At 29.9% G+C, this 14463-nt stretch carries 9 protein-coding genes; 8 read left to right on the top strand and 1 reads right to left on the bottom strand.

Annotated elements, in window-relative coordinates; all coding sequences use genetic code 11:
- Window positions 1-31 precede the first annotated feature (31 nt).
- Window positions 32-2863 (top strand): excinuclease ABC subunit UvrA, encoded by a 2832-nt coding sequence (gene uvrA / locus A8C32_RS07820; protein ID WP_069829872.1) that lies wholly within the window; start codon window positions 32-34, stop codon window positions 2861-2863.
- 5 nt (window positions 2864-2868) lie between these two features.
- Here uvrA and A8C32_RS07815 read toward each other — a convergent pair whose 3' ends face one another.
- Window positions 2869-3372: a hypothetical protein gene (locus A8C32_RS07815; protein ID WP_069829871.1), complete on the bottom strand. Its 504-nt coding sequence runs from the start codon at window positions 3370-3372 to the stop codon at window positions 2869-2871.
- A gap of 282 nt (window positions 3373-3654) precedes the next feature.
- Here A8C32_RS07815 and A8C32_RS07810 point away from each other — a divergent pair, with 282 nt between their 5' ends.
- From A8C32_RS07810 to A8C32_RS07780, 7 genes are all read left to right on the top strand, one after another.
- The gene (locus A8C32_RS07810; RefSeq protein WP_069829870.1) at window positions 3655-4344 is read left to right on the top strand and encodes an LOG family protein; all 690 of its coding nucleotides are present in this window, start codon (window positions 3655-3657) and stop codon (window positions 4342-4344) included.
- A gap of 119 nt (window positions 4345-4463) precedes the next feature.
- Window positions 4464-7295, top strand: a complete 2832-nt coding sequence (locus A8C32_RS07805) for a gluzincin family metallopeptidase (protein ID WP_069829869.1) — start codon at window positions 4464-4466, stop codon at window positions 7293-7295.
- A 168-nt stretch (window positions 7296-7463) separates the two neighbouring features.
- The gene (locus A8C32_RS07800) at window positions 7464-9875 is read left to right on the top strand and encodes an alpha-ketoacid dehydrogenase subunit alpha/beta (RefSeq protein ID WP_069829868.1); all 2412 of its coding nucleotides are present in this window, start codon (window positions 7464-7466) and stop codon (window positions 9873-9875) included.
- A gap of 80 nt (window positions 9876-9955) precedes the next feature.
- Window positions 9956-10426, top strand: coding sequence for a hypothetical protein (locus A8C32_RS07795; protein WP_069829867.1), 471 nt, complete (start codon window positions 9956-9958; stop codon window positions 10424-10426).
- 10 nt (window positions 10427-10436) lie between these two features.
- Window positions 10437-10844 (top strand): RDD family protein, encoded by a 408-nt coding sequence (locus A8C32_RS07790; RefSeq protein WP_069829866.1) that lies wholly within the window; start codon window positions 10437-10439, stop codon window positions 10842-10844.
- 121 nt (window positions 10845-10965) lie between these two features.
- Window positions 10966-13392, top strand: coding sequence for a phenylalanine--tRNA ligase subunit beta (gene pheT, locus A8C32_RS07785; protein ID WP_069829865.1), 2427 nt, complete (start codon window positions 10966-10968; stop codon window positions 13390-13392).
- 5 nt (window positions 13393-13397) lie between these two features.
- Window positions 13398-14249 carry a phosphatase PAP2 family protein gene (locus A8C32_RS07780; protein WP_069829864.1) on the top strand — a complete coding sequence of 284 codons (852 nt, stop codon included), beginning with the start codon at window positions 13398-13400 and terminating at the stop codon, window positions 14247-14249.
- Window positions 14250-14463 lie beyond the last annotated feature (214 nt).

The raw sequence follows: 14463 nt of genomic DNA, 5'->3' as shown, positions 1-14463 counted from the left end.
TAATATTGTACATTTGCCTTTTTACGATTTTATGAGCCAATTCAACGATTTTATTGAAGTAAAAGGAGCCAGAGTACATAACCTGAAAAACATTGATGTATCTATCCCTAGAGATAAACTTGTAGTTATTACAGGGTTATCTGGTAGCGGAAAATCATCTCTGGCTTTCGATACTATTTATGCTGAAGGACAACGAAGGTATATTGAAACATTTTCAGCCTACGCTAGACAATTTTTAGGTGGTTTAGAACGTCCAGATGTCGATAAAATTGACGGTCTCTCCCCTGTTATTGCTATAGAACAAAAAACAACTAGTAAATCTCCTAGATCTACCGTTGGTACCATTACAGAAATTTACGATTTTATGCGCTTATTATTTGCTCGTGCTAGTGATGCATACAGCTACAATACTGGCGATAAAATGATTAGCTATAGCGACGAGCAAATCAAGGAGCTTATTAATACCGATTTTAAAGGGAAGCGTATCAATATTTTAGCTCCAGTAATTCGCTCTAGAAAAGGACACTATCGCGAATTATTCGAACAAATTGCAAAACAAGGTTTTGTAAAAGTAAGAACCGATGGTGAAATTCGTGATATTGTAAAAGGTATGAAATTAGACCGCTACAAAACACACGATATTGAAATTGTAATTGACAGATTAGTTATTGATGGTTCGGCGGACAATGACAAACGACTTACCGAAACCATTAATACCGCCATGTATCACGGTGAAGATGTATTATTAATTATAGATCAAGATACTAATGAGGCACGTTATTTTAGTAGAAGTTTAATGTGTCCCTCTTCAGGTATATCATACCCTAATCCCGAACCAAATAATTTTTCATTCAACTCACCTAAAGGAGCTTGCGATAATTGTAATGGTATAGGAATGCTTTATCAAATCAATGAAGATAAAATTATTCCAGACGATACACTTTCTATAAAAAATGGAGCACTAGCTCCACATGGCACAGAGAAAAACAGCTGGATATTTAAACAATTTGAAACCATTGCTCAACGCTTCAACTTTGAATTAACAGATGCCTACAAAGACATCCCTAAAGAAGCTAAACAAATGATTTTGTATGGTGGGAATGAAAAATTTTCTATTGAAAGTAAAACATTAGGAGTTACCAGAGATTATAAAATAGATTTTGAAGGTGTTGCAAATTTTATTGAAAACCAATACAAAACAGCAGAATCTACCTCTCTTAAACGTTGGGCAAAAGATTACATGGACAAAGTTAAATGCCCTATATGTGAAGGTTCTCGTTTAAAAAAAGAATCACTTTACTTTAAAATAAATAATAAAAACATAGCAGAACTTGCTAATACTGATATTGTTGAATTAGCAGATTGGTTTAATAATTTAAATGATAAACTATCAGACAAACAATTAAAAATAGCTGAAGAAGTTGTAAAAGAAATAAAATCGCGACTTCAATTTTTATTAGATGTTGGACTAGATTACTTATCATTAAACAGAAGTTCTAAATCGCTATCTGGAGGCGAAGCACAACGAATTCGCTTAGCAACACAAATTGGCTCACAATTAGTGGGTGTTTTATATATTTTAGATGAACCAAGTATTGGTCTACACCAGAGAGATAATGAGAAACTCATAAACTCATTAGTTTCACTTCGAGATATTGGCAACTCAGTCATTGTAGTTGAGCATGACAAAGACATGATAGAACGTGCCGATTACGTAATTGATATCGGACCAAAAGCAGGGAAACATGGAGGAGACATTATAAGTATAGGAAACCCCGACGAACTTAAAACACAAAACACCTTAACTGCAGACTACCTTAACGGTAATAAAGAAATTGAAGTTCCTAAAAAACGTAGAAAAGGTAATGGTAACACCTTAATATTAAAAGGATGTACTGGTAATAATTTAAAAAATATATCGGTTAAATTTCCTCTAGGAAAAATGATTGGAGTTACAGGAGTATCTGGTAGTGGGAAATCTACTCTAATTAATGAAACCTTATACCCAATTTTAAATGCGCACTATTTTAATGGTGTTAAAAAACCTATGCCTTATAAAAGCATAAAAGGTTTAGAGCACATTGATAAAATAATAGATATCAATCAATCTCCCATTGGAAGAACGCCACGAAGTAACCCAGTAACTTATACTGGCACATTTAGTGAAATTAGAGCGCTATTTGCAAAAATTCCCGAAGCTATGATTCGTGGTTATAAAGCAGGGCGATTTAGTTTTAATGTAAAAGGAGGGCGTTGCGAAACCTGCCAAGGTGGAGGCTTACGCGTTATTGAAATGAATTTTCTTCCAGATGTATATGTCGAATGTGAAACCTGTCAAGGAAAACGTTTTAATCGTGAAACTTTAGAAATTCGCTATAAAGGCAAAAGTATTAGTGATGTACTAAACATGACGATTAATGAAGCTGTTAATTTCTTTGAGCACATTCCAAAAATTCATAAAAAACTTAAAACTATAAAAGATGTAGGTTTAGGTTATATTACTCTAGGACAACAAAGCACTACCTTATCTGGAGGAGAAGCACAACGTATTAAATTAGCTACAGAATTAAGTAAACGAGATACAGGTAATACTTTTTATATCTTAGACGAACCAACTACGGGTTTACATTTTGAAGACATACGTGTTCTCATGATTGTGCTTAACAAATTAGCGGATAAAGGAAATACGGTACTAATCATTGAACATAATTTAGATGTTATAAAAACCGTAGATCATATTATTGATATTGGTTATGAGGGCGGTAAAGGTGGCGGACAAGTTATTGTAGAAGGTACTCCAGAAGTTGTTGCAAAACATAAAAAGAGCTACACCGCTAAATTTCTAAAAAAAGAACTAGAATAAATAACTTAAAAGCCACTAACTAATTTATAATAAACAGGAATTTTATATACGTAGATGCTTTTAGTAACATCTTTTTTAGTGTATAATCCATTTTGGATGCTAGTAATACATTTAGAATATCTAAAATTATTATTAGTAACTATTAAAGTAATATCTAAATAATCCTCATCTGTTGTATATATTCTAAACACAACTTCCTTAGTTTCGTTTTTCAAAATGTTAATAGTATCCGATTTTGGACACTCTAACGCTACACTGTTTATAGATAAATTTTCATGTAGCTTCGCGGAATCCTTAATAGAGACAGAATCATTCTTATTTCTACTAAAAACAAGCAATAATTCAATTTGCTCATTTACACTACATCTTCTTTTAAAAAAAGCATGATGTGTTTTTTTTAATGCATCTAAAATAAAAACATCAGATTCTTTAGCTATACCTTGCTTAAATCCAACCAAATTACAATTAGAAAGCCCCTTAACAGATGTGTAGTAAATCATACTTTCCATAATTCAAATATTTTATTATAATTAACAATACCCTTAAGCTTAACACTAAAACCAAGTACTGTGAATACAAAAAAAGCAAATAACAAACTGTAAGTCAAGAGGAAATGAACTAATTAATACGAAAGGAAAAACACCCTAGTTCACGTAAGGTTTATCGTATTTCTATGTTATTAAATTTAGAAATGCACGACTAACAACAATTACCGTTAAAATTCGTTCTTGATGTTTAATAAGATAATTTAAAATATTATCTTTCAAGACGTATAAAATAAAGAGAATTACATGAGAAAAGAACAACATCACAAAGGTTGGAATGAAATAAAAACTAACGATTCTTGGGCTATTTTTAAAATCATGGGCGAATTTGTCAATGGGTTTGAAAAAATGAGTAAAATAGGACCTTGTGTTTCTATTTTTGGATCTGCAAGAACAAAACCAGATAACAAATATTATAAGCTATCAGAAAGCATTGCAAAAACAATTGTAGAAGCTGGTTACGGTGTTATAACAGGTGGAGGTCCAGGAATTATGGAAGCCGGTAATAAAGGAGCACACTTAGGTGGAGGAACCTCTGTAGGCCTTAATATTGATTTACCCTTTGAACAACATGATAATCCATACATAGACCATGACAAAAGCTTAGATTTTGATTACTTTTTTGTTAGAAAAGTTATGTTTGTAAAATATTCTCAAGGATTTGTAGTTATGCCAGGTGGTTTTGGTACACTAGATGAATTATTTGAAGCCATTACACTAATACAAACATATAAAATTGAAAAATTTCCTATTATTCTTGTTGGAACAGACTTTTGGAAAGGTTTACTCGATTGGATAAAACAAACTTTGTTAGATACTTTTCAAAATATAAGTCCTAAAGACTTAGATTTAATACACTTAGTAGACACAGAAGACGAAGTGATAAATATATTAGATAACTTCTATAAAGAATCAGGCTTAAGTCCTAATTTCTAGTATGAAAGTATTTTTGGCTTAATAATTGTAAGTTTTCATTTTTTAACACACTAATTTTTAAGCCATTAATATTTAACACTCCATAAACACACTTTACAAACCGTTTAATGCTATAAAAATTGAAATTACGTCTTCTTAATTGTATTTTATTCTTTTTAATATGTTTTGCTAGTTTTAGTCAAAATAAAATTGATGTTAAAGCTATTTTCGACACAGAAAATAAGCAAATAAAAATATCTCAAACTATTAAATACTATAATGAGACACAGCATGAACTACAAACTATTTATTTAAACGATTGGAATAATAGCTATTCATCAAAAAAAACACCATTAGCTATTCGTATTGCCGATGAATATAATAATGACTTTCACTTAGCAAAAAATAAGGATAGAGGATATTCTACAATAGCTTCAATAAAACAAAATAATCAAAATTTAATATTTGAACAACTTAAAGATCAAGTTGACATCATTAAAGTAGACCTTATAACACCTTTAAAACCTAATAATTCTTACACAATACATTTAGAATACACAGTACAAATTCCAAATTCTAAATTCACCAGCTATGGTTTGACAAATGATGGTGATATCAATTTAAGATATTGGTATATAACTCCTGTTGTCTATAATGGCAAATGGCAATATTATAGTAATAAAAATTTAGATGATTTATTTATTCCTAAATCTGATATTACTCTTGAAATCGAACATCCAAATGGATTCACATTAATTTCAGAATTAGATACAAACGAAATATTCCAATTAACAAACAAACAAATAGTAAAATTAGAAGGGAAAAACAGAATAAATAACAAGTTATTCTTAACTAAAAACTCAAATTTTAACACACTGCAATCTGATAATTTTTCAATTGTTTCTAACATAAAAGATGGAGGCATTCAAGTTATAGATAAAGTTTTAATTACTGAAAAAATCACAAAATTTATTTTTGATAACTTTGGAGAATACCCTCATAAAAGATTATTATTAACTCAAATTGATTACGATAAAGCGCCTATTTATGGCTTAAATTTTTTACCGAAATTTATAAAACCGTATCCTCGTCATTTTCAATACGAGTTAAAACTTCTAAAAACAGCATTACACAATTATCTAGAAAATACACTTCTAATAAACCCAAGAAAAGAACAATGGCTAATAGATGGTATTCAAATATATTATCTAATGAGTTATGTTGATGAGCACTACCCTAATATGAAGTTTTTGGGCTCTATAGCTAATATCTGGGGAGTTCGTTCTTTTCATGCAGCAGATATGAAGTTTAATGATAAATACATTTTAGCATTCATGTTAATGGCAAGAACTAATAAAGACCAGCCCTTATCAATGCAAAAAGATTCTTTATTAAAATTTAATAAAAATATAGCTAATAAATATAAGGCTGGTATTGGCTTTAAATATCTTGATGACTTCGTAAATAGTAACATAATTGAAAATAGTATTGAGGCTTTTTTAAGTGAAAATAAATTAAAACCAACCACTTCTAAAGAGTTTGAATCCTTTCTAAAGTCTAAAACTAACAAGGATATCAATTGGTTTTTTAATGACTATCTAACTACTAGAAAAAAAATAGATTTTAAAATTAAAAAAGTTACAAAAACAAAAGACTCTATTACGCTTACTATAAAAAATAAACGTGATAATAATATGCCTATTTCATTGTATTCTTTAAATAATGACAGTATAATATCAAAAACATGGATTGAAAACATAAATGGAAGCAAAACAGTTACCTTACCAAGAAACAATGCTAACAAACTCGTTTTAAACTATAACAGTGTCATCCCTGAAATTAATTTAAGAGATAATTGGAAATCACTAAAAGGCTTCTTTTTTAATAATAAACCCTTACAGTTCAAGCTTTTTAAAGATCTTGAAAACCCCAACTACAGCCAAGTATTTTTTATGCCTATCGCAGAATTCAATAATATATATGATGGATTTACTCTAGGCATGCGAGCTTATAATAAAACTATTTTAAGAAAACTCTTTAATTATAAAATAGCTCCTCAATATGCATTCAAATCAAAATCACTAACAGGTTCTGCATCAATATCTAAAACACATTATTTAGAAAACAACAACCTCTATTTCATCAATTATGGTATCGTAAGTAGTTATACATCATATGCAGAAGATCTATTTGTTAGAAAAATAACACCATCATTAAAATTACAATTTAGAGAAAAAGACGATTTACGCTCAAACAAAATTAAATCATTATCTTTTAGATATGTAGATATTCATAGAGATGAAGATCTTAACAATATCTTAACCACAAACGAACCAAACTATAGCGTTTTTAATATGCGCTACATATATTCAAATGACAATCTTATAAATTTTAATAAGTGGTATGCAGATTTTCAAATAGGAAAAAAATTCAGCAAATTAGCATTTAATTATGAATATAGACGCTTATTTGAAAGTAATAGACAATTAAATGTACGTCTGTTTGCTGGTACTTTTTTGAAAAACAGTACAGACATCAATTCAGATTTTTTTAGCTTCGCACTAGACAGGCCTACAGACTATTTATTTGATTATTCATATTTAGGGCGTTCTGAATCTACAGGTATTTTTAGTCAACAATATATTGATGCAGAGGGAGGTTTTAAATCTAAATTAGAAGAACCATATGCAAATCAGTGGATTACTACACTTAACACAAGTACAACACTTTGGAGATATATATTAGCATATGGAGATATTGGTTTCATAAAAAATAAGCTTCGCTCTCCTAAATTCGTATATGATTCTGGTATAAGAGTTAATTTAGTAACAGATTATTTTGAAATTTACCTTCCTATATACTCGAATCTTGGCTGGGAAATTGGACAACCAAATTATGACCAGAAAATAAGATTCAAATTTACAGTAGATCCACAAGCACTTTTAGGTTTATTTAGAAGAAGGTGGTTTTAAAGTAAAAATTAAATAATTATTGCTAATTTATCTTTTTTTTGTCAAAAAAATAAAAATAACATAAAACACCTTTTATTTTTTTATATAATTCGTATTTTTTTACAAGTCCATATAATTGCAAAAAAGGTAATTTTTAACTATTTTTGCAAAACCTAAAAGCATTTTTCTATGCAAACAATACCTGATTTGAAAAACAACTTATCATTCAAGGACTTTAAAGCAGAAGTTATAAATGACTACAAAATTGCTGTAATTAGTCGTGAATGTAGTTTATTAGGACGACGTGAAGTTTTAACTGGTAAAGCCAAATTTGGGATTTTTGGTGATGGAAAAGAAATTCCTCAATTAGCAATGGCCAAAGCCTTTTTAAAAGGCGATTGGAGATCTGGTTATTACCGAGATCAAACTTTTATGATGGCTATTGGAGAACTAACTATGGAACAATTTTTTGCTGGTTTATATGCCAATACTAATTTAGAGTTCGAACCGATGTCTGCTGGTCGTCAAATGGGTGGACATTTTGTAACTCATAGTTTAAATGATAACGGTAGTTGGAAAGACCTTACAAATCAATACAATTCTAGTGCAGACATATCCCCTACTGCAGGGCAAATGCCTCGATTATTAGGTTTAGCTCAAGCATCAAAAATATTTAGAGAAGTAAAAGGTATAAATACCGAAAAATTTTCAAAAAATGGCAATGAAATTGCTTGGGGAACCATTGGGAACGCTAGTACTAGTGAAGGCTTATTTTTCGAAACCATAAATGCAGCTGGTGTATTACAAGTTCCTATGGTAATAAGTGTTTGGGATGATGAATATGGTATTTCAGTACATGCAAAACATCAAACAACAAAAGAAAATATTTCTGAAATTTTAAAAGGATTTCAACGAGATAAAGAACAAAAAGGATTCGAAATTCTACGCGTAAAAGGCTGGGATTATGCTAACCTTGTAGAAACATATCAAGAAGCTGCTTCTATTGCTAGAGAAGAACATGTTCCTGTTTTAATTCATGTATTAGAACTCACACAACCTCAAGGTCATTCTACTTCAGGTTCACACGAACGTTACAAAAATGCAGAACGCTTAGAATGGGAATCTAATCATGATTGCAATAAAAAAATGCGTCAATGGATTATAGAAAGTGGCATTGCTACAAATGAAGGTCTCATTGAAATAGAAAGAACAATAAAAAGAGAGGTAAGAGAAGCAAAAAACAATGCTTGGAATACTTTTGTTAGACCTATAAAAAAAGAGCATTTAGAATTAATAACTATTCTAAAACAAGTTGCTACAACTAGTGCTAATGGTGTTTTTATATCAAAATTAAAAGAAAATTTAAAAGCCATAGAAGAGCCTACAAGAAGAGATATTTTATCTCATGCTAGAAAAGCTTTAAGACATACTATTGGAGAAGACACTAATGAAAAGCAAATTCTTAATGACTGGATTAATTCTTATTTCGAACTTATCCAACCTAAATTTAGCTCTCACTTATACTCAGAAACCGAAAAGTCTAGTATACGCATACCTGAAATAAAACCAACTTATAATGATGATGCAGAACTAGTAGATGGCCGTATCATATTACGTGATAATTTTGATACCATTTTTAGCAATTATCCTAAAACTTTGGTATTTGGAGAAGACACAGGTAATATTGGAGACGTAAACCAAGGGCTTGAAGGCTTACAAGAAAAATATGGAGAACTTCGTGTTGCCGATGTAGGCATTAGAGAAGCTACCATTATAGGTCAAGGTATTGGAATGGCTTTGCGTGGTTTGAGACCTATTGCAGAAATTCAATACTTAGATTATATATTATACGCATTACAAATTATAAGTGATGATTTAGCAACCACACATTATAGAACTAAAGGCAAGCAAAAAGCACCATTAATAATAAGAACTAGAGGACATAGGCTTGAAGGCATATGGCATTCCGGTTCTCAAATGGGTGGCATTTTAAATTTAATAAAAGGCGTAAATTTATTAGTACCAAGAAACATGACTAAAGCTGCTGGATTTTACAACACACTTTTATTAAGTGATGACCCAGCTATAGTTGTAGAATGTTTAAATGGCTATCGACTAAAGGAAAAGATGCCTAATAATTTAAGTAATATAAAAACACCCATTGGTGTTGTTGAAACAGTAAAAGATGGTACAGATATTACTTTAGTTTCTTATGGCTCTACATTACGTATTGTTGAGCAAACAGCTAAAGATCTCTTAACTATTGGTATTAGTGCAGAAGTTATTGATGTACAATCATTAATTCCATTCGATATAAATCATGATATAGTAAAAAGTGTAGCAAAAACAAATCGTTTAATGATTATTGATGAAGATGTTCCCGGGGGAGCTTCAGCATATATTTTAAATGAAGTTTTAAATAATCAAAATGCTTTTCAATATCTAGATAGCCAACCAAAAACACTAACAGCAAAAGCGCATAGACCTGCTTATGGCAATGATGGGGATTATTTTTCTAAACCATCGGCTGAAGATATTTTTGAGGCTATTTATGATGTTATGCACGAGTCGAACCCAAATACTTTTCCTAAATTAAGATAATATAACCTTTAACAAAATACTATTTTAACCATTACAATTGTAATGGTTTTTTTATATTTATTAATTAAATCAAATTTTTAATGAAAGCTGTAGCTTTAAGAGAAATAAAACAAGAATTAAATACGCTTTCACCCCAAGAAATACAAGAACTCTGTCTCCGCTTATCAAGGTTTAAAAAAGAAAATAAAGAGCTGCTCACCTATTTACTATTCGAATCTCATAATGAAAGTGGTTATATAGAAAGTGTAAAAGGCTATATAGACGAGGAATTTGAACTCGTAAATAGAGATAGTTATTTTTACATTAGAAAAAGTACTCGTAAAATATTGAGAAATATAAAAAAGTATATTCGTTATTCTCAAAAAAAAGAAACAGAAGTCGAATTACTTATTTATTTCTGTAGTAAATTAAAAAATTTCACTCCTAGCATTAAAAATAGCGTACAATTGCAAAACATGTACAATAGACAGCTAATATTAGTTAAAAAGACTATTAATGCTTTACATGAAGATTTACAATACGATTACAACCTTTTAATAAATGAATTATAGTAAATAATTTATGGAAAATCAATACGCTCCCATATCAACTAGAATAAAAGCATTAGTAATAGATACAATTGTACTTATAATATTAATGTATTCTGCATCCGAAATTTTTAATCTTATTGAAAACACTCCAGATTATATAAGAATAATTATATTTTTTGCTCTATTTCTTCTTTATGAACCTATTCTTATTTCTTTATACGGTGCTACCGTAGGTCATTTTTTTAATGATATTGTTGTAAAGCAAGAAAATGATGAAACAAAAAATATTAACATAGTTTTTGCTGTAGCTAGATTTATAACCAAATCTTTATTAGGTTGGATTTCACTTATTATTGTAAATGGAAATGATAAAAAGAAAGCTATTCACGATTATATTGCTAAATCTGTAGTTTTACCATATCGTAAAATTAAAGAATAATCATTTACCTAACATTTCATTCTTAAAAATAGAACACTTTACCTCCTACTTTAGTTCAATCTTCTAAAAGGAAAAATGAAAAAAAATATGTAGGTTTGCAGTCTTAAATAGCAAATGATTTATGAAGATTTCATATAACTGGTTAAAACAGTTTTTAAATACAGATTGGACACCAGAACAAACTAGCGAATTACTTACAGATTTAGGACTTGAAGTTGAAGGACTTGAACCATATCAATCCATAAAAGGTGGATTAGAAGGTGTTGTTGTTGGAGAGGTATTAACCTGCGAAAAACACCCTAATGCAGATAAATTAAAAGTAACAACAGTTAATATTGGTCTAGACAATCCTATACAAATTGTTTGTGGTGCACCAAATGTTGCTGCTGGACAAAAAGTACCTGTAGCTACTATTGGAACAACTTTATATACTGAAGAAGGTGAAGCATGGACCATTAAAAAAGGTAAAATTCGTGGCGAGGAAAGCCACGGAATGATTTGTGCAGAAGATGAATTAGGTTTGGGTAAATCTCACGACGGTATCATGGTTTTAGATAATACTATTGAAATTGGTGCTCTAGCTTCTGATATTTTTAATATTGAAAATGATCAAGTTTTTGAAATAGGTTTAACACCAAACAGAGCCGATGCTATGAGTCATTTAGGTACTGCTCGAGATTTAAAAGCTGGTTTAATACAAAAAGATATTAATTTAGAGCTTATTACACCTTCTATAAGTGCTTTTCATGTAGATAATCGTACATTAAAGATTGATGTCGATGTAAAAAATAAAGATTTAGCACCTCGCTATTGTGGTGTTACAATTTCTGGGTTAAAAGTAAAAGAATCTCCTTCATGGTTGCAACACCGTTTAAAGGCTATTGGCTTAACCCCAATAAACAATATTGTAGACGCTACTAATTATGTATTACATGATTTAGGACAACCTCTTCATGCATTTGATGCTGCTAAAATTTCAGGAAATAAAATAGAAGTTAAAACCCTAGCTGCTGGAACAAAATTTGTGACTTTAGATGGCATAGAAAGAGAACTACATGAAGATGACTTAATGATATGCGATGAAGAAGTACCAATGTGTATTGCTGGAGTTTTTGGTGGAATGCATTCTGGAGTTTCAGAAAGTACAACAAGTATTTTTCTAGAGAGCGCATATTTTAATCCTATAAGCATTAGAAAAACAGCCAAACGCCATGGCTTAAATACAGATGCATCATTTAGATTTGAACGTGGTATAGATCCTAACATCACAGAATATGCACTAAAACGAGCAGTTTTATTAATTCAAGAAATTGCTGGTGGTGAAATTACTAGTGAAATAACAGATGTATACTCAAACAAAATTAAAGATTTCGAAGTTAGACTAAGTTTTGACAATGCAAAAAAACTAATAGGTGAAGAAATACCAAAAGAAGTTATTAAGCGCATTTTAACTTCTTTAGACATAAAAGTAAATAATGTCACAGAAACTGGTTTAGGATTAACTGTACCTGCTTATCGCAATGACGTACAGCGTGAAGCTGATATAATTGAAGAGATTTTAAGAGTATATGGTTATAATAACATTAAGACCACAGAAAAATTAAATGCTTCTATTTCTACAACATCACGTTTTGAAGACTATAAAATTCAAAATATTATTGGAAACCAATTAGCTTCTCAAGGCTTTTTTGAAATACTTTCAAACTCGCTAACAACTGCTAACTATGTTGGTTTAAGCGAACAATTAAAAGAAGAACACAATATTAGTATGCTTAATCCTTTAAGTAGTGATTTGTCCGTATTAAGACAATCATTATTATTTTCTGGATTAGAAGCTGTTTCTTTTAATATTAATAGAAAACGCTCAGACTTAAAATTATTCGAATTTGGTAAAACTTATCATGGCTATAATGATAAAAGAGAAGAATTTAAACACTTATCTCTTTTTTTAACAGGTAATCAATCCTCTGAGAATTGGCATGATAATAGCAAAAAGAGTGATTTCTTTTTAATGAAAGGAATTTTAATTGCTATACTAGAACGATTGAGCATATCTAGATTTAATGAAACTCCTGTAAATAACGATTTATTTGCTGAAGGTTTAACTCTAAGCTTAGGAAAAACAAAACTTATAGATTTTGGTTTAGTAAAAAAAACAATTCTAAAACATTTTGATATTAATCAAGAAGTATTATTTGCAGACTTTAATTGGGATGCCATTTTAGATCTAGTAAAACATAATAAAATTAAATTTAAAGCCATACCTAAATACCCTGAAGTACGTCGTGATTTTGCTCTATTATTAGATGAAAATGTTACTTTCGAGTCTATTTATAAAATTGCAAAACAAAGCGAAAAAAAATTACTTAAAAGTGTAAATCTATTTGATGTTTATCAAGGTAAAAACTTAGCAAAAGGTAAAAAAAGTTATGCTGTTAGTTTTATGTTACAAGACGAAAACAAAACACTTAATGATAAGCAAATAGACAAAATAATGAAAAAACTTCAAGTTAATTTTGAAAAACAACTTGGAGCAGAATTAAGATAATTTTTATGAAATCGCAAAAACTCTTAATTTCAATTTTCATACTTTTTTATATTTCTAAATTAAATGCACAACATTTTGTAGAGTCTGAAAAAATATCAGACTCTACATCTATAGGTAATTTAGCATTATATGATTTAAAACAAGGTATTAAAAATGTTGGTCATTCTTTCTCTAGACCTTTACACTGGAAAAAGAAAGATTTCATGACTTTAGGCACTGTTCTTGTTGGTGCCTTAGCTCTCTCTACAATAGACGATGAAGGTAGTGCCTTTTTTATACGCCAAGAACCAGATGTTCCAAATGTCTTTCAAGAAGCAGGAACACGCTTTGGAAGTCCTCAAGTATATTTCATAGCCAATGCTGGATTGTATGGGTTTGGGTTATTCACTAAAAATGAAAAAATAAGAAAAACTAGTATTCTTATTATATCATCTTCATTTACCACTGGCTTAATACAAAGTTTAAGTAAAACAACTTTTGGTAGAGCTCGACCTGGTAATGGGTTTAAAAGTACAGAATTCAGGTTTTGGTCTAACGAGCCAGGTTTTCACTCATTTCCCTCTGGACATACAGTATTATCTGTAACCATGGCTCACGCTATTGCTAAACAATTTAATAATATCTGGTCAAAAATAGGGGTTTATGCTTTAGGATCTGTAGCACCAATTTCAAGACTTTTTTCTGGAGCACATTGGCCTACAGATGTTGGTTTAGCAGCTGTATTAAGCATTGTTGTAGTTGACGGTATTGATAAATTTATGTTCCAAACCAAGGCCTATAAATATAAAAAAGAAAAACGTATAAGCTGGAACCTAAGCTTTACAGGTAACCAAATTGGTGTTATCGGAACATTTTAACTCTTTATATCTATTTAATAAATTACATCTTAATGGTTATACATTTATAATTTAAAAATGACTATAATAAACAAACTATTTCTTTAATAATAACACGTATTATTTTCTTCTAAATCTCATCGATAATAAAGCTAATGAGGCTTCTATTTTTCGTGATTTTTATGACTAACCTATAATTTTATAGATTAGTTACACTTCTTTATTTAAGTTTATT

Origin of the sequence: Flavivirga aquatica (genome assembly GCF_001747085.1) — a bacterium.
GTDB lineage: Bacteria > Bacteroidota > Bacteroidia > Flavobacteriales > Flavobacteriaceae > Algibacter_C > Algibacter_C aquatica.
Note: the sequence above shows the minus strand (reverse complement) of the source record. Positions and strands in the feature narration are given on the sequence as shown.